Raw genomic sequence first — 19,557 nt, 5'->3', positions numbered from 1 at the left:
CAATCCATATACAATGTAGGATATGGTTATGACATGAACAATTCTGCTATTACTATTGCCAAGCCCGAGGTAAGAGTACGGATGTGCGGCTACTCTTACCATGCCCAGCCTTTCTATACCGAAGAACGCCATGGTCTAGCCACCTATCTGTTCCGCGTCCAGACCGAAGGGCATGCGCACGCCCTCGTGGACGGCGAGATGTGCCCGGTCGGCCCCGGCGATCTACTGCTCTTTCAGCCCGGAGACATGTACCGGCTGCAGGTCAGCGAAGTGCAGCATCCGACCCGGGGCACAATGCTGATGAGCGGCGACTATTACCTCGCCTGCGACGGCAGCTGGGTCGATCAGTGGTGGAGCCGCAGGCCGCGCCAGCAGTTGATCCGGATGGCCGACGACGACAAGCTGCTCGCGCTCTGGCGGTTGCTGCTGCTGGAGAAGCGGCGGCTGGAGGCGGAGAACGAGGAGCTCACCGCGAGTTTGCTAAAATCGCTATGTCTCAGCTTCGACCGGCTCGCCGGCGAGATCCGCAGCACCCCCGGCAAGCCCTTCATCGCCTCGCGCATGAAGAGCTTCATCGAGGAGCACGCCACCACCGCCTTCAAGCTGGAGGACCTGGCAGCGCATATCGGTCTGAGCGAGTCGCGGACGGCCCATCTCTTCAAGCAGTGGCACGGCATGACGGTCATCGAGTATGTCCATGAAGTGCGGCTCGCCATCGCCGAAGAAAGGATCCGCTACAGCTCGCTGACGCTGGAGCACATCGCCGAGAGCTGCGGCTTCCGCAGCTACTCCTACTTTTTCCGGGTCTTCCGGCGCAAGTTCGGCCTCTCCCCTGCCGACTACCGCCAGCAGGCCAAGCTGTAGCGTCTTGGCTGGATGCCCTTCTTCAGAATCGATACTGCGCCCATCGGCGCTTCGGAGGGCAGCCTGCAAACGCTACTGGACCTCCTCGATCTTTGCCTCCAGCCGATCAGGGTCGGGGATATGAACCATCTTGTTGCGGATGGCGATCAGGCCTTCCTCCTGCAGCTCTAGCAGCACCTTCGTCACCGTCTCGCGCACCGAGCCGACCATATCCGCGATCTGCTGGTGTGTCAGCTTGACCTCGATCAGCGAGCCCGTCCCGGACGCATCCGGCTTGCCGCGCTCTCCGGCCATCCGCAGCAGGCGTTTGATGATTCGCGTGCGTACATTGAGGAACGTCAGATCATAGATCTGCTGGTTGGCCCGCCTCAGCCGCTCCATCGTATAGTTCAGCATATGGAGCGCGAGCCGGGGATGGGCCTCGATCAGCCCTTCAAAATCCGGCCGCCGCAGCGCCAGCAGCTTCACCTGCGACATCGCCTCGGCCGTTGCCGAACGCAACAGCCCCGGCTTCATCAGCGCCATCTCCCCGAAGAAGTCGCCGTCCTGCAGCACCGCCAGGATCACTCGCTTGACCCCGTCAAAGTTGTAGATATGTACGGAGCCGGAGAGGATAAAATAGATCTCGTCGCCAACATCCTCTTCGATGAATACAATCGCATTCTTCTTCAGCGTCCGCTCGTGCATCCATGGCATCACCTGAGCCAGCACTTCCGGCGCCAGCTCCCGAAAAAACGGGATCCTCTCCCTCAGCATCTCCTGGTTCACTTCATCCCCACCTTCACAAAAGCCTGCTTACATGGTTCGACACCTTCCCGCAAGGTTCCTCCTCTGCCGCAGGTATCGTAGACATCTGCGATGCGGGTGGAAAATTATATGGGATTGGGCGCCAATGTTCATCTGCCAAGAAATTTGGAATGGATTTTTCTGTTAATTCATGATAATCTATACACAGCTTAGCGATAAGCCAGTTCCTGACACGAAGGGAGTGTTTTATTATGGCAGCTACTTATATGGTGGTTTACTCATAGAACTGAATAGCAGGCGTTTGCAAAGTAATCCCCACAAAGTGGAGCAATGACATCGAAGCTTAATCAGATACTTTGCGGGGGGCCCCGGAAACATAGGGGAAAAGCGGGAAAGTACCCGGATTCTTTGCTATGCCATCCAAAGTAACCTTTCGTGAATATTGCTGTTTGCAAGATACGATGAAGGTCGTATCTTTTTTGCGTCCTGATGCCGCGACAGCAGCTTCTCTATGAGGCTGCTTGTCCGCGGCATTTTTGCGTCCAAAAAAACAGATGAACAAGGAGCGACTGCGCACACATGATGAATCAGAACGAAGAAGAACAGAAGCTGGAAGAAATGAAAATGAAGCACGAAACGCTGAACGATGTGTTGGGGCTATTACTAGAAACGAATATTATCGGCGCCGATTACCAAGTCATGTCATTGCGCGGCGGGACGGTGGGGAATGTGCAACTGGTAACGGGTGTAGCCGAAACCGCAGATGGGGAGAAGCTGCCGTTCCGGATCGTACTCAAAACCCAGAAAAAATGGGAGCGTTACGGCGACCCTGGCTCATGGCGCAGGGAATATGATCTGTATGCGTCTGAGTTAGGAGCAACATTCTCGGCCAGCTTCCGATGGCCGACGTGTTATCACGCCGAGATCAACGCCGAGGAAGATGAGACCCGGCTGTGGCTGGAATACATCGATGGCGTAACCGGCTTGTGCCTGACTGGCGATATGTATGAACAGGCCGCACGGGAGTTGGGGCGTTATCAGGGCAAGCTGTATGCCGAGCAGCCAGCCGCGCTGCAGAGTCTGACCAACCTGAGCCATGCGGATCTCATGAAACAGACCTACCTGCATTACCGGTCATGGCCTGTCGTCTACGATTATATACGCTCGGAGGGCTGCGCTCTCCCGAAGCATCTGCGGCAGATGCTCATCGATATTGATGAACGCTCAGACGAGATTTTCGCCCGCATCGAAAAATTGCCCCTCGTGCTGTGCCACAGGGACTTCTGGGTGACCAACCTCATCTACGCGGACGGTACATTTGCCATCATCGATTGGGATACAAGCGGCTGGGGCCGCCTGGGCGAGGACATCGCCAGCCTGATCGCCGATGAAGCGGATACCGATCACATGGTCGAGTATTACCAGCGATGTGTGCCTGCATATTATAGAGGCTTCTCGGAATATGCCGAGGCTCCGCCTGTCTCCGAGCATTGCGTCTACGAGTTGATCCTTCTTATGTTCGGGTACAGGTTGGTGGAATGGTACATCCACGCCGAGTCGGATGGCACGAGAGGGACGCATCTCCGGACACTTCAGAAGATTCATGAGATGAAGAACGGTTCTGCGCAAGGCTAAAGACTAACCGTAACGGAACTCACAGCCGGGAGAAGGGGCGCCCCACGTCATCAAATGATAATGGAGGGAAGCCCCTTCTAATTCTCAATTAAATCTGACGGCTTATAGTATTCACAAGCCAATTTACTGAAATCCGAATCCCAAGTAAACCTTGATTTCAAAATCCAACACAGTTCAATGATGACTGCTGAGCTTATAAGCAACTTATATTTACCACTATCAATCAAAATAGTCATCAACTGCTTGCCTTGCTGCGTTTATATCTGAATCAATATCTGACTTGAGCATGCCAGCAATGTCGGATAGTTTTTTCTTTGTTATTACATTAAGCTCAAACTGGCCGTTTTCAAGACTGACAAATTCCAGTTGATCGCCTTCTTGAACGTTTAACTTCTCCCTTAGCGCTGCTGGAAAGGTTAATTTGCCCTTTTGATGTAATCTTGCCAGGTTCGATACGGACACGGGTAGCGCCTATTTCGATCAAAACCCTACTCGGAGCAGGTCCTACGGACACACGATCCGTTATGTGCTGGTTTTGGGCTCGTGAAGCACCATTTTTAGACCGATAACGGATTCTCTGTCCGCAAGCAGCTCTAAAACACGCCCATGCTCGAAATAAGGGCTACGGTGTCCGCTCGTAAGTAAATGCAGTCAGGGAGCCACTTCGTGGCCCCCACAATTTTATACTTATCTGTTCAAGGTGAAACGGCTACGCCGTCTTTTGATGGCGTCGCAAGTTTCATTCCGGAGATTTATAAGCTGATATATGTGTGAAACATATAAACTCTTATAAATCAAGGTGAAACGGCTAACGCCGTCCTTAAAGGACTGGGAACAACTTGATCTCCGAACTGAAAGCTGAGGGGAAGAAAAATGCGTTGCAGCTCTGCGGACGACCGATTCCTGTTTATGCTCATCAGTTATAACTTGACTCCCAGGAATCATATACGCTATTAAAAAACTCCCTTCTATTTGCAAACAACGCAGATAAAAGAGAGTAATTTTAAACATTCAATAGTAGTTGCACGTTAACTGGAAACCATCATGCAGCCGATGCCAAAAACCCTTATCTATCAAGGGTTTCCGGCATCAAGTCGCATCATTTCAATCCAGCCTATTCCCACTCAATCGTAGCCGGCGGCTTCGACGTGACGTCGTAGACGATCCGGTTGACGTTGTCCACTTCGTTGACGATCCGCACGCTGATCTTCTCCAGCACGTCCCAAGGAATGCGCGCCCAGTCGGCGGTCATGCCGTCGATGGAGGTGACGGCGCGGATGCCGACGGTGTAGGAGTACGTACGGGCGTCGCCCATGACGCCGACGCTCTTCATGTTAGGCAGCGCCGTGAAGTACTGCCAGATCTCGCGGTCGAGGCCGGCGGCAGCGATCTCTTCGCGCAGGATCGCATCCGACTCGCGGACGATCTTCAGCTTGTCCTCGGTCACTTCTCCCAGCACGCGGATCGCCAGACCCGGTCCCGGGAACGGCTGGCGGTGCACGATCGCATCCGGCAGACCGCATTCCTCGCCGACCTTGCGGACCTCGTCCTTGAACAGCGCCTTCAGCGGCTCGATCAGCTTGAACCGCATGTCCTCAGGCAGACCGCCGACATTGTGGTGCGATTTGATCGTCTGTGCCGTCGCCGTGCCGCTCTCGACGATGTCGGTATAAAGCGTGCCCTGGGCCAGGAAGTCAAAATCGTCCAGCTTGGCCGACTCTTCCTCGAAGACGCGGATGAATTCGTTGCCGATGTTTTTCCGTTTGAGCTCGGGATCGGAGATGCCATGCAGCTTGTCCATAAAACGGTCTTGCGCATCGATCTTGACGACCTTCATGTCGAACTTGCCGACGAAGGTCTCCATGACGCTCTCGGCTTCGCCCTTGCGAAGCAGACCATGATCGATGAACATGCAGGTAAGCTGATCGCCGATCGCCTTGTGGATCAGGATCGCTACGACAGACGAATCAACACCGCCAGAGAGCGCACACAGCACCTTGCGGTCTCCGACTTCCTCGCGGATCTCCCGGATCGTGTCGTCGATAAAGGTCTCCATGCTCCAATTGCCTTCGCAGCCGCAGACCTCGTACAGGAAGTTGCGGATCATGTCGTTGCCGTTGATCGAATGGCGCACCTCCGGATGGAACTGTACTGCGAAGAACTTCTTCTCCGGATGACTCATCGCCGCGATCGGCGCGCTCGGCGTGCCTGCATCCAGCTTGAAGCCTTCCGGCAGCGTCACGACATGGTCGCCGTGGCTCATCCAGACCGACTGTTTGGTCTCCAGACCACGGATCAGCTGCGAGCCCTCCATGAAGTCCACCTCGGCCTTGCCGTATTCACGCTTGCCGGCACGCTGCACCTGGCCCTTCAGCTGATGCGACATCAACTGCATGCCATAGCAGATGCCGAAGATCGGAATCCCCAGATCATATACCGCAGGATCGACCAGCGGCGAGCTCTCTTCGTATACACTTGCAGGACCGCCGGAGAAGACGATGCCTTTGGGCTGCAGTTCCTTGATGCGCTCGATCGTCGTGTTGTAAGGCAGCAGTTCGCTGTACACGCCCAGATCCCGGATCCGTCTGGCAATCAGCTGATTATATTGTCCGCCGAAGTCGAGGACAACGATTATTTCATTTGGCTTTTCCATTCCCGAGCCTCCCTCAATTCATAACGAATATTATATCGAATCTTCGCGAAACGAGTCAAGGGATTCCTACGCTTCTCCCGCAGCCTGAGGCGGATCTGATACCAATAACGAAGTGCCGCTCAGAGAATGCGGCTCCTCGTGCAGCTTATAACTAACATACTCTTGTATACAGCTCCCCGTTTCCTGTCAGCGGGTTAAACCTCCAGGCCGTGCAAATGTTATTGGGCTCGCCACCCGTGTCCGTCCCGCCTTCGGTCCTAATATTGACCGTGCTTGTCGATGCGTCCCAGGCGATGTCAGCCCCGAGCTCATCGGACAAAAAGCGGATCGGAAGCATAATGCTGTTTGTCACAAGCTGCGCGGGCTGTGCCAGTTTTACTGCCCGAGTCTCTCCCTCAGTACTAACCGTCGCATCCGTCTTGCCCAGCGTGATGGTAATGGTCTTCCCATTTTTGGTAACCGTAGCGGCTTTGGCTTCCTGATCCCAATTCGTTGCAGCGTCGAACAATTGCGCCACAAACCGCAACGGCACCAACACTGTCCCCTTGACATTAACCGGCTGAACCGAATCCCCGGCGATCTCTCCGTTCACCCGCAGGGTTATTCCCGCCGCGTGCGCCAGCGGCGCCGCGAGTAGTGCGACAATCAGCATCACACTGACGAAAACCCGTTTCCCTTGGTTTTTCAAACTGATCAACCTCCTTATCATTATTTGCTGGCCGACTGATATGTCGATACACCTGCCTTCCCAGCCTTATGATATGAGTTAATTATTTACAAAAGAGCGATCCACCGAAAGCGCCTGGGGTACCAAATTAACCAATCGTTGGTCCTAAAGAACCGGAGGACCCCGCCACCGCCAGCTCGCTCCGCAGCTCGGCCAGCAGCTTACGCAGCAACTCCGGCTCGGGATATCGCCTGTACGAGACGGCAAAACGCGCCTCCTCTTCTAAGCAGATCAGCTTCATCAGCGCCGATGCGGCTGCAGGCCGGAGCGCCAGCGAGCTCGCGTACTCTCGGCCCGACCAACTGGGCGGCCGGACGCCGTGCGTGCGCTCGACCTGCCGCAAGGCGCGGCCGATGACCGTCAGCAGCCGGCGGCGAGTCGGGCGTCCTAATCTGCACGAGCGGTCATAGCCGCGCAACGCCCAGCCGAGTGCAAGCTGGTCGCGCCTGCGCCACCCCAAGACCGCTGCTGCAGACAGAGCCAGCCCGCCGGCCAGGACGAGCGCCGCCACTCCAGCTGCCCGGACGGAGCCAGCGCCGATGTCGGCAAGCGTCCGCTCTGCCTGGTCAATGACCGGCTGCATCCGCTCTGCCGCCTGACGGAGGCCGCTCGCTACTCGCTGGATCGTCCAAACGCCGAGGCGTTCCGCAGCATACCATACCCTGCCGCTGAATCGCCCTGCCCATGCTTTGGCCGGACCAGTCGCTTCATATCCCGCCTCGCTGGGGATAGCGGCGGTCTCGGCAGCCGCGGCTACCGTACGCCAGCCTGCCGGCGGCGTCGGATCAAAGGCGACCCAGCCGCTGCCTGCGATATAGACCTCGACCCAGGCATGCGCGTCGCGCTGACGGACATGGGCGCGATAAGCGTAAGCTGTCAGCTCGTCCGCTACCGTCGTCGACGCAGCGAGCTCTCCCGGCTCCAGTGGCAGCGTCGGCGAAGCGAAGCCTTTGACCCAGCGCGCCGGGATATCCAGCGTGCGCAGCATAATCGTCATCGCACTGGCAAAATGTACGCAATAGCCCGCCTGCTGCTCAAATAAAAAGTGGTCGACGAAGTCCTGCCCCTGCGGAGGGACGGAGGTATCATCCAATGTATACCTGTAATTCTCCTGCAAATAGCGCTCAATCGCCGCTGCCCTGGCGTAATCGTCCGATCCGGCGGGGGCGGCGACGTCACGCGCAAGCTCAGCCGTCCGCTCCGTCACGGACACAGGAAGCTGAAGCGCATCCGTCAGAGCAGGTGCCTGGGCGCTGCCAATCTCAGCAGGCGCTGCATGCTCTTGGCCGTGTGCGGGCCGATTCGGGGTACCCGTCCGGCTGCGGAACTCCAGCTCCACGGCTGCGACAGCCGCGCGCTCACTGCCCGGGAACAAGCTGTCCGTGCGCAGGTCGCGCCTATACGACAGGCTCGCCTGCCCGTCAGCCGCTCCACGGAGCTGCAGCACCCGTGTATCCGCACCTCCGGTAAACAGCGGCAAGGAGGCATCCGGATCGGCGTAGGTCAGCCTGACCCGGACAGCATCTGACAGCGATAAAGCCGCTCCCTCCACACCCGTCCCGCTTGCGCCGGCCGCTGCCCTGGTCCGGTCCTCCGCAAAAGAGCGGTCAAGCGGCGACTCGAGCCGCTCCTCGAACGGCACGGACCAGCCGCGGCCGTCATAGAACGGTTTGGCTTCGCCGCGCCAGTACGCGACAGGCGTTGTCGTATCGGCGATGAATACTATGCTATCATTCATTGCGAGCGGGGCTCCAAGACGGCTGTCATCCCCGCCATAGCCGATCTGCGCGAACCTCCCGGACAGGTCTGACGCCGACGTGCCGCTCGCCCGCGAGTGGGTCTGGCGGCCCGCCATGCTCAGCAGCCATGCCTCGCCTTGCTCCTGCAGCCCAGCCGCCCATGGAGCAGGGCTGGGTGCCGCAGGTCTGTCCGAGGCTGCCCACCAGCCGGTGCCCAGCAGCAGCGCCACGGCAAGCGCCCCCGCTCCCAGCCCCTGCAGCGGCAGCTCTCTGCGGGGTTCGGTGAGGCGCAGATAGGCCGTCGCCCGGTTCCCGGACCTGCGGCAGCACGTGAGCGCGACGGTCAACAAGCCGCCGATGCAGACCACTCTAACCAGGGGCAGCATCGCATCATGCCCGAACCACCATTCCAGCTGGAGCAGGAACAGCCCGGTAGCCAGCGCCAGCCCCGCGCCCCAATAACGCAGCCACATCAGCGACTGGATCGCACAGGAGAGTGCCATGCAGCCTGCCAGCAGCACACCTGTACGCAGTTCAGCTGAAAGGATCCACTGGCGAGCAAGTACCGATTGGAGGTCCGCCCGCAGGATGGAGACCATGTTCGGCAGCCAGCTGCCGATGCCATCGATCCCATAAAAAAGCCAAGGCACTGCGACGATCAAGCCAAACGCCAGGACGAACGGCAGCTTTCGCCAGGACAGGACTACACAGCCGGAGGCGAGTGCAAAAGCGACTGCACCCATCACAACATCGACACGGGTCAGATCCGTCCATGCGCTCAGATACCGCAGCGGCAACACCCACTCGCAGAGCAGCCCGAACAGCAATGCACTCGTCAACAGGCGAAAACCTAGCGACGGTGGCGCATCGTGTTCGGCGGAGTCTCCAGCTCCCGAAATCCACGGGACATGATGTTCATCTGCCGACGGTTCAGGTAATCCCCGCATCGGCCACTCCCCCTTCCTCCAACTGCAGGAGTGGTCCGCGGCCATTCGCCAAGCTCCAGCTTCTTGTGCAGACGTTAGCCATGTCACGCCGGGAGCCGCCGCCTCCCATCGTTACGGCCTGCTTCCCGTCCGTGACCAGCCACACCTCCAGCGGAATGCCGATCATGGCGGCCTCGTTTGTCCATTCCTCTGCTCCCACACGGTCGCTGGTGATGATGAGGAGCGAAGCCCCCCGCTCATATCCCCCCGGCAACAACGACTTCAACGAAAGACGTACAGCCGGATGCGCTGCCGGGCGGACTGCCGCCAGCGCCAGCTGCACCCGGAATACGTCCGTCTCCCCGCCGCGCAGCCACCCCCCGCTCCCGGTTATGCACAGCTCAGCTCCTCCTTGCCGCTGCGACATATACGCGCCCAGCGCCAATCCGGCACAGGCGTCCAGCAAGCGCTCACCTGCCGGCGTGGACTCCCCATAGGTGTCCAGCAGGATAAGCAGCGGCGCAGCCGCTTGATCAGCCGACAGCCGGGTCAGCCAGCCCCTGCCCTTGGCCGCCGACCGCCAGTCCAGATGCCGGAGCGGATCCCCAGCCGCATAGGCCCGACGCTCCCATCCGCTGCCAGGGCGCCTCCCATGCTTCTGATGCTCCGCAGCCATCCCTGCCCCCATACCGTAGCCGCCTTCCTTGGGGAACGCGCCGGTCAAAGGCGCCGGAGCAACCCAGAGGCAGCTCTCCGCCGCTACGGTCAACTGCCGCTCGCGCAGACCGAACAGATCTCCTGCCGTCAGGACCGGCGGCCGGAAGCGATAGGCGCCACGCGGCAGTCCCGTCAGCGTATAGCCGATGCTCCACTCCCGGCGCAGCCCAGGAAATACCAGCCTCCTGTACGCCACTGCTGCTCCGGTCTGTCTATTCTCACTGACCAGTTCCTCCCTCACCGTCACCCATACCAGCGGCAGCTGCGGCGGCGAGCGGAAGGTCAGCCTGACCGACACCTCTTCGCCGCAATGGATGACTTCACACTCCACATGCCGGCTTACCGTCACACCTCGCAGCGCCGTCAAGGGCAGCAGCAGCGCTCCTGCGATTAAGGCCGTCAGGGTAGACAGTGCGAGCCACTCGGCTGCAGTCCCCCGCTCACGGACAGCCAGGGCCAGCCCGCTCCAGATCAGGATCAGCACGAGTATGCGGCACAGTCCTTGCCAGCGTGAGCGGCGGATATCCGGCTGCTGCGATGCATCCCAGGAATGCTGTGACTGGGTTGACTGCTGAAGCACGCTCATGCACGCCCCCGTCCCGTGCTGCCCGCCTGGATCGGGAGCGTCACCCGGGAGAGGATGCCGCCCAGGATATCGGCTGCCCGCTCGCCCCGATGCGCGGCTTCCGGCTGGAGCCTTAGCCGGTGTGTGAGGACGCTGGCGGCTGTCCCTTTGACGTCGTCAGGGATAAGATAGCCGCGGCCTTCGATATAGGCGCTGGCCTGGGCCGCCCGCAGCCAGTCGCGTGTCGCCCGCGGACTGGCCCCCAGCCGCAATCCTGCCGCCGACCGCGTCATCCGGACGATCTCGACCATGTAAGCGACAAGCGCCGGATGCGCATGCACCTGCTGCGCCTCCCGCTGCATCGCCGCCCACTCCTCCAGCAGCAAAAACGGTCGAAGCGTCTCTGTTCGCTTGTGGCCGCTCCCCTCGGCCAGCATGCGGATCTCATCCTCGGCTACCGGATAACCGACAGACAGACGGACCATGAACCGGTCCAGCTGTGCGGCTGGCAGCGGATAGGTACCGTCCTCGACCGCAGGATTCTGGGTCGCGATCAGCGTGAACGGCTCCGGCAGCCGTCTTGTCTCCCCGTCCACGGTCAGACTGCGCTCCTCCATCGCCTCCAGCAGCGCTGATTGTGTCCGAGGCGCCGCACGGTTAAGCTCGTCGGCGAGTACCAGGTTGGCCATGATCGGACCCTCCCGGAACACAAAATCGCCGCGCCGCGCATCCCAGATCGAGCTGCCCGTCACATCGCCCGGCATCAGATCCGGGGTAAACTGGATACGGTTGTAAGTGCCGCCGATCACCCGGGCCAGCGCCTGCGCCAGGACCGTCTTGCCGACGCCGGGCACATCCTCCAGCAGGATATGGCCGCCAGCCAACAGCGCAGTCATCGCCATGCGTACCGTCTCTTCTTTGCCCAGCAGCACCGCAGCCACGCGTGCCTGCATGCGCGCAAGCTGCTTCGATGCCTCCCGGGGCCATGCAGCGGCTGCCCGGCCGTCGTCTTCGGGGATTGCCTCCCATGCAAATGACATCCTTGTCATCGTATAATCCCTCCTGTTATGAGACCTTCTATCAATAGTCTGCACAGATTGAGAGATTCTTAGACTTGTAGGCGCGCAAAAGAACCCCGGAGCAGGAAGCTGCGGACACAGGTGCACCTATTTGGGCCAAAACCATTGGTTAGCAGGCGTTTTCGGACACAGCATCCGTTATTCGCCGCATTTGGGGGTTAATCGAGCAGCTTTGGGAGGAATAGCGGATCGTCTGTCCGCGTAAGCGATGTAAGTGAGGCTAATGTCAAAAATAGACGCTACTGGGTCCGTAAGCTACCCCTAAGCTACCTGGATATAGGCGGGACTTGCAGTCTACCTGCGATTGCGGACACAGGTGCGCCTATTTTGGCCAAAACCGTTGGTTAGCAGGCGTTTTCGGACACAGCATCCGTTATTTGCTGCACTTGGGGGTTAATCGAGCAACTTTGGGAGGAATAGCGGATCGTCTGTCCGCGTAAGCGACGTAAGTGAGGCTAATGTCAAAAATAGACGCTACTGGGTCCGTAAGCTCAATTCCCTAAGGGGTGCGGGGTGCGGAGTGCGGGGTGCGGGGGGCGCCAATCCAGGCGACACAACAACTCCGCGGCAGATCGGCAAGGGGTACCGGACAACCGGCAGCCCCTAAGAGATCGAGCGCCTTGCAGCAAAGCTCAGCCCTTCGCCGGCTCCAGCTCGGTCCGGATATATTCCAGTGCTTCCTCCACATGGTCTTTGACGCGGACCTTGCGCCATTCCCGTACGAGCACGCCGTCCTTGTCGATGATGAAGGTCGAGCGCACGATGCCCATGTACTCCTTGCCGTACATCTTCTTCAGCTGCCAGACACCATACTGCTCCGCCACCTTATGCTCCTCGTCAGCCAGCAGCAGGAAGGGCAGATCGTGCTTGGCGATAAATTTGTCGTGCCGCGCCGCCGAATCCGTGCTGATGCCCAGGATCACCGCACCCGCGTCGGCATAGTCGCCGCTCCGGTCGCGAAAATCACAGGCCTGTGTCGTACAGGTCGCTGTCATATCCTTGGGATAGAAATATAATACGACGTGTTTGCCGCGATAATCCGACAGCTTGACCCGCTGCCCGCCGCTCGCTTCCAGTTCAAAATCCGGTGCGGGTTGTCCAACTTCAATCGTCATGTCATGCTCCTCCTCTATTGCTATTCCGGGCCTTGCCGATGCCAGTACCAACATAGCAAAGTTTCCCTTCCATTTCAAACCGGGGTGGCTGTTAGAACATTCCCCTTAGTTAATTGCCGTCAAGATAGCAAAAAGACAGGCTCGCATTACGAGCCTGCCCCGCGGTACCGGCTGACGCCGTGATTCCATACTGCAAGACCAATCGCCAGGAAGACAACGCCGACCAACGGCGTCAGCATCGCCATCGAGCCTTCAGCTCCAGTCCGGTCCAGGAAATACGAGGCCGGGTAGACGCCGACAAACGCAAACGGCAGCACCCAGGTGAGGATGAAGCGGATCGTCTTGTTGAAGATGCCGACCGGATAACGGCCGTAGTTCTGGATATTGTACATCAGCGGCAGAATCCCTGTCGGCGAATCCGAGTAAAAGGCAATCGCCGTCAGCGCAATGTACAGTCCTGCATAGATCATCACCGAGCTGATCACAAGTGCGGTCATAACGAGCAGATCGAGCCATTCGAACGGCATGCCGAGCTGAGACCAGGAGATGCCGACGATAATCGCACCGATCACCGAGCCGATGAGCGACGGCGGGTCCATATTTTCCAGAACGATCTGCACCAGATTGTGCGCTGGCCGCGTCAGCACGCGATCCATCTCGCCTTTGACAATATACCGATCGCTGAAGCTCCATAAGTTGAAGAACGTATTAAAGATGCCATACGGAATCATGAAGTAACCATAGACGAACACGACCTCCGCCTGTGACCAGCCGCCGAGGGATTCAGTGTGCTGGAAGACGACGAGGATGAAGATCAGGTTCAAGCCCTGAAACATCAGATCGCTCAGCACCTCGATCCAAAAATCCAGGCGGTAGGTAAGACGGGTTTTGGCGTAATTTTTCATGTACTCCCAGAACAATCCCATGACAAACAACATAACCTAACCCCCCTGTACGAACAGCCGGGTGCGCGCTGCCCGCCACACGGCCCAGATCGGCAGCGCCAGCAGGACGCACCACAGCACTTGCAGTCCGAATACCGACCCGGCCTCCGAGATCGGCGTCCGCCCGGTAAAGACGGAGCTCGGCAGATACGTGATGGCTTGAAACGGCAGCCACTGCATGATGCCCTCCAGCCAGCCGGGGAAGAAGCTCATGGGGATGATGACTCCGGAGAACAGGTCCACCAGCACGCGTTTCATTCGGATAAGTCCGGTATTGTTCTCTACGAAGAAAGCAAACAGGCCCGTCAGCATGTTGATCTGGGTATTGATCAGGAAGCTGAAGAACAGCATGACGAGATACCAAGCCCATACGACCGGATCGGTAGGCAGGGTCACAGGAAAGATGAGGCAGACCACCACCATCCCCGGCACCATGAACAGCAGCAGACGGAAGAGCCCTTCCCCCAGCCCCTGCATCAGCTTGACCATGAGATACGAGTACGGGCGGATGAACTGGATCGCGACGCTGCCATCACGGATCTCGTCGGCAATCTCCCGGTCAAGATTATTGAAGTAGAAGGCACGCGCCATCCACGAAACTGCGATATAGGTGGTCATCTGGTTGATCGTAAACCCGCCAAGCACCTCCTGGCTCCCGTAGATGGCTTGCCACAGGAAGTAATAGGCGCCGATATTAATGGCATAAATAATAATCCCGCTATAATAATTGACCCGGTAAGCCAGCATCATCAAAAAACGGATCCGGATAATATCTAGATAGGCCGGGTTCATGAGGACTTCTTCTCCGTCTGATAGATCTCGCGGACGATCTCGTCGGTGTTGGTCTCAAAAATCTGGATGTCGCGGATATCGCCTATGCTGACGACACGAGCCATCGCTTCCGAGACATTGACCTCTACCGGCAGCCACATGACCGCCGTCACATCATTGGCCAGCTTCCACTGGACGCCGCTCAGTCCAGCAGTAAGCGACTCCAGCTCCTGCAGATCGACCTGCGAGGCAAACTGGAACTGAATCTCGCGGCCTTTGCTCCACTTGCTCTTCAGATCGGTCAGATTGCCGTCGTAGATGATCTGCCCGTCATCGAGCATGATGACCCGCGAGCAGAGCGCTTCGATGTCCTGCAGGTCATGCGTCGTCAGCAGGATCGTCGTGCCGTGCTCCCGGTTCATCTCCTTCAGAAAATCCCGGATCTCGGTCTTAACGAGGATGTCCAGACCGATCGTCGGCTCGTCAAGGAACAGAATCGACGGGTTGTGCAGGAGTGCCGCCACCAGCTCGCAGCGCATCCGTTGACCGAGACTGAGCTTGCGGACGGGACGGTGCAGCAGATCGGCCAGCTTGAGCCGCTCTACCAGTTCGTTAAGCCGCTTGCGGTATTCGGCCTCCGGCACTTTGTAGACTTTGCGGAGCAGCTGGAACGACTCGATCACGCCGATGTCCCACCACAGCTGACTGCGTTGACCGAAGACGACGCCGATGCCTCTGACGAATGCCTCTCTTTCTTTGTGCGGGATGAAGCCATTGACCCGAAGTTCCCCTGAGGTCGGTACGAGAATTCCAGTCAGCATCTTGATCGTCGTCGATTTGCCGGCGCCATTCTCGCCGATGTACCCGCAGATCTCCCCTTGGGGGATCTGGAAGCTGATGCCTTTGACAGCTGTCACGTCGCTATACTCCCGTTTGAACAGATCTTTCATCGCGCCAGCCAGACCTTCGCGGTTCTTTTGGACGCGGAATTGTTTTTTGAGCCGATCTACATCGATCGCTATGTTGGCAGACACGGTTTCCGCTGACCCCTTTCACTCGACATTTCCCGGGAAATTGTGAGAGTTCTTTAACGCCGTTCAAAAAAACTTGATAAAACACTATCCGACAAACTATAATTTAATGATATGTAATCATACATGATTTCTGTCCAGCCGTAAACATCCGCCTTGTGGTCCGTGCGATTACTGCGGCGGTATGCGGGGTAGATAGTGATAAGACCCCGGTGCCTGCATGCAACCTCAATCCCGGCTACCTCGTCTTATGTATGAGGCACCTTATTTCTCCACTAACTACAAAAACCGACCATGAACTCAAATTACTGTCGAAGGGATGTATAGAAGAGAATGGACAGCAGAGTCAAGAAAAGAAAAAGACCTTGGAAATATGCGTTGTATGGCTTGCTCGTTGCTGTCGGCCTAGTAGGCGCGTATGCTGCATACCAGGCAGTCGGCGTCTACAATGCGCTGGATGGCCTGCAAAAGGATGAAACGGAATCGCGGTTCGAGCATTTACCTGTAGAACAAGTGAAGCTCCCTCCCAAGTGGGAAGGCAAGGAGCGTGTCAACATTCTGCTGCTGGGCGGCGACGCGCGCGACTCTGATGTGAATGGGATCGCCCGCAGCGACTCCCTGCTCGTCGTATCGGTCGATCCGCTCACGAAGAAGGCGCATCTGTTCTCGATTCTCAGAGACACCTACGTTGACATCCCCGGCCACGGCAAAGGACGGATCAACACCGCCATCACATCCGGTGGCCCGAATCTGGCGATGGAGACGGCAGGCAACCTGCTCGGACTCGATATCCAGTATTATGTGTACGCCGAGTTCGAAGGATTCAAGTCGCTGATCGACGCGATGGGCGGCATCGAGTTCGAGGTCGAGAAGAACATGCGTTATACGGATAACGCCGACGGCAACCGCTACGACATTGATCTGAAGAAAGGCCTTCAGGTCCTTGATGGCGACAAGGCCCTGCAATACGTAAGATTCCGTCACGACGCAATGTCCGACTTCTCCCGCACCGAGCGTCAGCGCAACTTTATGAAAGCCGTCGCCGGCGAGATGCAGTCGACCTGGAATCTGATTCGGATGAAGGAAATCCTAGAAAGCGTACAGCCATTCATCGAGACCAACCTGACGGTCAACGATATGCTGAAGCTGGGACAGCTCGGTCTTGGCATCAATATGGCCGGCTCGGCCCAGGTGCCGCCGATGGAGCTGATCCGCGAAGAGCGTGTCGGAGCTGCATCTGTCCTGATGCCCCGCAGTGTTGACCGTGTTCAAAAATATGTGGATGAGGTGCTTAACCAGGACGAGAGTATTGTCCCGGAGGAGCCCCAAACCGATAGTCCTGATGCTCGCGGCGGCTCCGTCCGTGCCGAGACCGAAGGAGCCGACATCGGCGAATAAGCAATCAGCAGGCCCGTTCCCGCGGATGCAGGGAATCGGGCCTTTTTCACCACCTAAACAACTAATGGAGGGTAATACTCATGGCAACAAACCAATCACGTCCGCGCTCCGCCCAGCTGTACGAGGAGGCGCTCCAGCATATCGTCGGCGGCGTCAACAGCCCTTCCCGCTCGTTCAAAGCAGTCGGCGGCGGCGCTCCCGTGTTCATGGAGCGTGCGGCAGGCGCCCACTTCTGGGATGTCGACGGCCACCAGTATATCGATTATCTGGCTGCATACGGCCCGATAATAACCGGCCATGCGCATCCCCATATTACCGAGGCCATCATCGCTGCGGCCCGCGCAGGTACGCTGTACGGCACCCCTACCGAGCTGGAGATCAAGCTCGCCCGGATGCTCAAGGACGCGATCCCGTCGATGGACAAGGTCCGGTTCGTCAACTCCGGCACCGAGGCGGTGATGACGACGATCCGGGTCGCCCGGGCTTTCACTGGCCGCAGCAAGATCATCAAGTTCGCCGGCTGCTATCACGGTCACTCCGATCTCGTACTGGTCGCTGCCGGCTCCGGGCCCTCTACACTCGGCATACCGGACAGCGCCGGCGTACCAGGCAGCATCGCCCAGGAGATCGTCACCGTGCCGTTTAACGATCTGTCCGCACTGGAAGAGGCGCTCGCCGCCTGGGGCGACCAGGTCGCTGCCGTGATGATCGAGCCGATCGTCGGCAACTTCGGCATGGTCATGCCCAAGCCCGGCTATCTGGAGTCGCTGTGCCGCCTGACCCGGGATGCCGGCGCCTTGGTCATCTACGATGAAGTGATCAGCGCCTTCCGCTTCCATTACGGCGCCGCTCAGACCTACGAGGCGTTCCCCGATGCCAGTGCTATCGAGCCCGACCTGACCGCGCTTGGCAAGATCATCGGCGGCGGTCTGCCGATCGGCGCTTACGGCGGCCGCAAGGAGATCATGGAGCAGGTGGCGCCGCTCGGGCCCGCCTACCAGGCCGGGACGATGGCCGGCAACCCGGCATCGATCTCCTCCGGCATCGCTTGTCTCGAGGTGCTCCAGGAAGCAGAGACCTACGAACGGATGGACCGTCTGGCCGCCGAGCTGACCGATGGCTTGCACCAGTTGGCTGCCCGATACAGCATCCCGGTGACGATCAACCGGATTCGCGGGTCGTTCTCGATGCATTTCTGCGACCATCCCGTAACCAACTATGATGAGGCTCAGGACACGGATGGCGAGCGGTTCGGGCGCTTCTTCCGTGAGATGCTGGACCGGGGCGTCTGCCTGGCTCCATCCAAATACGAAGCTTGGTTCCTGACCACCGCGCACACGGAGGAGGATATCGCTCAGACGCTGACAGCTGCTGAGCAGGCATTCGCTGCGCTCTAGAGTACACAATGGACTCCTATGCGACATACACCAAGAGAAGAGGCCGTCACCCTAGCCGGGCTGGACGGCCTCTTCTCTGCGTTCGCGAAGCAAGATGAAGGCTGTATACAGGCAGCACGCCAAAGCGATCCAGCCGCAGGCGTTAAATACTGCGCGCATGCCATAGGCCTCGCTGGCGAAGCCGCCGAAGAAGCTGCCGATGATACGCGCCACGCCGAGTGTAAGCAAGCCGTTAAGCGTCTGGCCGCTGGCCTTGAGCGACTTCGGCGCAACTTGATTGATATACATTGCAAGTGTGACTGTCAGGACGATAAAGATCAGCCCATGCAGCAGCTGAGTCGGCAGCAGCCAGATGGCACTGTCTGTCAGGGAGCAGATAAACCAGCGGGCAGCAGAGGCAAGCCCCGCGACCAGCAGCACTGTCGAGATACGGACCCGCTTGAAGATCCTGCCTGCCAGCAGCAGGAACGGGATCTCGCTGAGCGAGGAGATGAGCATCGACCAGCCCAGCAAGCCATTGTCTCCCCCGAGATCACGGAAATAGACGGGGAAGAACGAGTAATAATAACCCATCGTGATGTGCAGCACCAGACTGATCCCCATATACGTTACCAGCTTGCGATTCTTAAGCAGTACCCAGACCCGCTCGGTACTGCCAGGCGCCCGCCCCCCGGATACCCGAGGCAGCCGAATGAGGAGCAGCAGCCCCGCCAGCATGATGAGCGCATAGACGGGAAACATATAGCTGACATCCCTTGTCGCCAGCCAGCCGAAGAACACGGACATCGCTGCGAATCCAAAAGTACCGCCGAGCCGGATCGGCCCGAAGGTCCAGCGGGACTGCTTGTCCAGCTGCTCCAGCGTAATCGTGTCGCTGAGGGCAAAGATAGAGGTCTGGAAAAATGTAAACAAACAGACCATAAGCAGCAGATACACAAATGCCGTGGAGAACGGGAACATCAGCATGGCCACGCCGCTGCCCGCTAGCAATACGGCAAGAACGCGGTTCTTGGTGCGCGCCCGGTCGCCTACGGCGCCCCATACGGGCTGGGCCAGCACGGCGACCAGCGGCCCCAGGCTTAACAGAATGCCGATCTGTGAAGGCGACAACCCGGCGGATTGAAAGTAGACCGGCATATAGGTGCCGTACACAGCGTTGCCCATATAGATGACAGCATAAAAAATCAGAAAATAGTACACCATTCGAGCCCGGCTTTCTGCATTGGAGTCTTCCCATTATGCCACTGCA

General features: G+C 58.3%; 16 protein-coding genes. 4 read left to right on the top strand and 12 right to left on the bottom strand.

Annotated elements, in window-relative coordinates; genetic code table 11:
* The first annotated feature begins 33 nt into the window (after positions 1–33).
* Positions 34–864, top strand: a complete 831-nt coding sequence (locus ABC336_RS20415; protein ID WP_413240401.1) for a helix-turn-helix domain-containing protein — start codon at positions 34–36, stop codon at positions 862–864.
* A gap of 72 nt (positions 865–936) precedes the next feature.
* Here the strand turns inward: ABC336_RS20415 and ABC336_RS20410 are convergent, their stop codons facing one another.
* Positions 937–1,632 (bottom strand): Crp/Fnr family transcriptional regulator, encoded by a 696-nt coding sequence (locus tag ABC336_RS20410; RefSeq protein ID WP_413240400.1) that lies wholly within the window; start codon positions 1,630–1,632, stop codon positions 937–939.
* Between the two features lie 597 nt (positions 1,633–2,229).
* On the opposite strand from ABC336_RS20410, the gene ABC336_RS20405 reads away from it, so the two are divergent.
* Positions 2,230–3,246: a phosphotransferase gene (locus ABC336_RS20405; RefSeq protein ID WP_413242568.1), complete on the top strand. Its 1,017-nt coding sequence runs from the start codon at positions 2,230–2,232 to the stop codon at positions 3,244–3,246.
* Between the two features lie 219 nt (positions 3,247–3,465).
* On the opposite strand, the gene ABC336_RS20400 is transcribed toward ABC336_RS20405, so the two are convergent.
* The 10 genes from ABC336_RS20400 to ABC336_RS20355 all read right to left on the bottom strand — a co-directional run bounded on the left by ABC336_RS20400 (position 3,466) and on the right by ABC336_RS20355 (position 15,516).
* Entirely contained in the window at positions 3,466–3,708 is a 243-nt protein-coding gene (locus ABC336_RS20400; protein WP_413240399.1) for an AbrB/MazE/SpoVT family DNA-binding domain-containing protein, read from the bottom strand.
* 652 nt (positions 3,709–4,360) lie between these two features.
* Positions 4,361–5,899, bottom strand: coding sequence for a glutamine-hydrolyzing GMP synthase (gene guaA / locus ABC336_RS20395; RefSeq protein ID WP_413240398.1), 1,539 nt, complete (start codon positions 5,897–5,899; stop codon positions 4,361–4,363).
* A gap of 151 nt (positions 5,900–6,050) precedes the next feature.
* Complete coding sequence (locus ABC336_RS20390; protein ID WP_413240397.1) at positions 6,051–6,587, bottom strand: copper amine oxidase N-terminal domain-containing protein; 537 nt, start codon at positions 6,585–6,587, stop codon at positions 6,051–6,053.
* Positions 6,588–6,714: 127 nt separating this feature from the next.
* Positions 6,715–9,312, bottom strand: coding sequence for a transglutaminase-like domain-containing protein (locus ABC336_RS20385; protein ID WP_413240396.1), 2,598 nt, complete (start codon positions 9,310–9,312; stop codon positions 6,715–6,717).
* Positions 9,296–10,594, bottom strand: a complete 1,299-nt coding sequence (locus ABC336_RS20380; RefSeq protein ID WP_413240395.1) for a DUF58 domain-containing protein — start codon at positions 10,592–10,594, stop codon at positions 9,296–9,298. The genes ABC336_RS20385 and ABC336_RS20380 overlap by 17 nt, the downstream gene beginning before the upstream one ends.
* A complete protein-coding gene (locus tag ABC336_RS20375) occupies positions 10,591–11,622 on the bottom strand; it encodes an AAA family ATPase (protein WP_413240394.1) in 1,032 nt (343 codons plus the stop codon). Before ABC336_RS20375 ends, ABC336_RS20380 begins: the two co-directional genes overlap by 4 nt.
* A gap of 662 nt (positions 11,623–12,284) precedes the next feature.
* Positions 12,285–12,767 carry a thioredoxin-dependent thiol peroxidase gene (gene bcp / locus ABC336_RS20370; protein WP_413240393.1) on the bottom strand — a complete coding sequence of 161 codons (483 nt, stop codon included), beginning with the start codon at positions 12,765–12,767 and terminating at the stop codon, positions 12,285–12,287.
* Positions 12,768–12,913: 146 nt separating this feature from the next.
* Positions 12,914–13,705 carry an ABC transporter permease gene (locus ABC336_RS20365; RefSeq protein ID WP_413240392.1) on the bottom strand — a complete coding sequence of 264 codons (792 nt, stop codon included), beginning with the start codon at positions 13,703–13,705 and terminating at the stop codon, positions 12,914–12,916.
* A 3-nt stretch (positions 13,706–13,708) separates the two neighbouring features.
* Entirely contained in the window at positions 13,709–14,503 is a 795-nt protein-coding gene (locus ABC336_RS20360; RefSeq protein ID WP_413240391.1) for an ABC transporter permease, read from the bottom strand.
* A complete protein-coding gene (locus ABC336_RS20355) occupies positions 14,500–15,516 on the bottom strand; it encodes an ABC transporter ATP-binding protein (RefSeq protein WP_413240390.1) in 1,017 nt (338 codons plus the stop codon). Before ABC336_RS20355 ends, ABC336_RS20360 begins: the two co-directional genes overlap by 4 nt.
* A gap of 330 nt (positions 15,517–15,846) precedes the next feature.
* Here ABC336_RS20355 and ABC336_RS20350 point away from each other — a divergent pair, with 330 nt between their 5' ends.
* Positions 15,847–16,911: an LCP family protein gene (locus ABC336_RS20350; RefSeq protein WP_413240389.1), complete on the top strand. Its 1,065-nt coding sequence runs from the start codon at positions 15,847–15,849 to the stop codon at positions 16,909–16,911.
* An 80-nt stretch (positions 16,912–16,991) separates the two neighbouring features.
* The gene (locus ABC336_RS20345; RefSeq protein ID WP_413240388.1) at positions 16,992–18,308 is read left to right on the top strand and encodes a glutamate-1-semialdehyde 2,1-aminomutase; all 1,317 of its coding nucleotides are present in this window, start codon (positions 16,992–16,994) and stop codon (positions 18,306–18,308) included.
* Between the two features lie 51 nt (positions 18,309–18,359).
* On the opposite strand, the gene ABC336_RS20340 is transcribed toward ABC336_RS20345, so the two are convergent.
* Positions 18,360–19,511 (bottom strand): MFS transporter, encoded by a 1,152-nt coding sequence (locus ABC336_RS20340; protein ID WP_413240387.1) that lies wholly within the window; start codon positions 19,509–19,511, stop codon positions 18,360–18,362.
* Positions 19,512–19,557: the final 46 nt, after the last annotated feature.

The sequence above is a fragment of the Paenibacillus jepli genome (genome assembly GCF_047238105.1).
GTDB lineage: Bacteria > Bacillota > Bacilli > Paenibacillales > Paenibacillaceae > Paenibacillus_D.
Note: the sequence above shows the minus strand (reverse complement) of the source record. Positions and strands in the feature narration are given on the sequence as shown.

Coding starts and splice junctions, on each gene's coding strand:
- ABC336_RS20380 (WP_413240395.1), bottom strand. CDS start 10,594: ATGAGCGTGCTTCAGCAGTCAACCCAGTCACAGCATTCCTGGGATGCA.
- guaA (WP_413240398.1), bottom strand. CDS start 5,899: ATGGAAAAGCCAAATGAAATAATCGTTGTCCTCGACTTCGGCGGACAA.
- ABC336_RS20405 (WP_413242568.1), top strand. CDS start 2,230: ATGAAAATGAAGCACGAAACGCTGAACGATGTGTTGGGGCTATTACTA.
- ABC336_RS20350 (WP_413240389.1), top strand. CDS start 15,847: ATGGACAGCAGAGTCAAGAAAAGAAAAAGACCTTGGAAATATGCGTTG.
- ABC336_RS20360 (WP_413240391.1), bottom strand. CDS start 14,503: ATGAACCCGGCCTATCTAGATATTATCCGGATCCGTTTTTTGATGATG.
- ABC336_RS20385 (WP_413240396.1), bottom strand. CDS start 9,312: ATGCGGGGATTACCTGAACCGTCGGCAGATGAACATCATGTCCCGTGG.
- ABC336_RS20415 (WP_413240401.1), top strand. CDS start 34: ATGAACAATTCTGCTATTACTATTGCCAAGCCCGAGGTAAGAGTACGG.
- ABC336_RS20345 (WP_413240388.1), top strand. CDS start 16,992: ATGGCAACAAACCAATCACGTCCGCGCTCCGCCCAGCTGTACGAGGAG.
- ABC336_RS20365 (WP_413240392.1), bottom strand. CDS start 13,705: ATGTTGTTTGTCATGGGATTGTTCTGGGAGTACATGAAAAATTACGCC.
- ABC336_RS20375 (WP_413240394.1), bottom strand. CDS start 11,622: ATGACAAGGATGTCATTTGCATGGGAGGCAATCCCCGAAGACGACGGC.
- ABC336_RS20340 (WP_413240387.1), bottom strand. CDS start 19,511: ATGGTGTACTATTTTCTGATTTTTTATGCTGTCATCTATATGGGCAAC.
- bcp (WP_413240393.1), bottom strand. CDS start 12,767: ATGACGATTGAAGTTGGACAACCCGCACCGGATTTTGAACTGGAAGCG.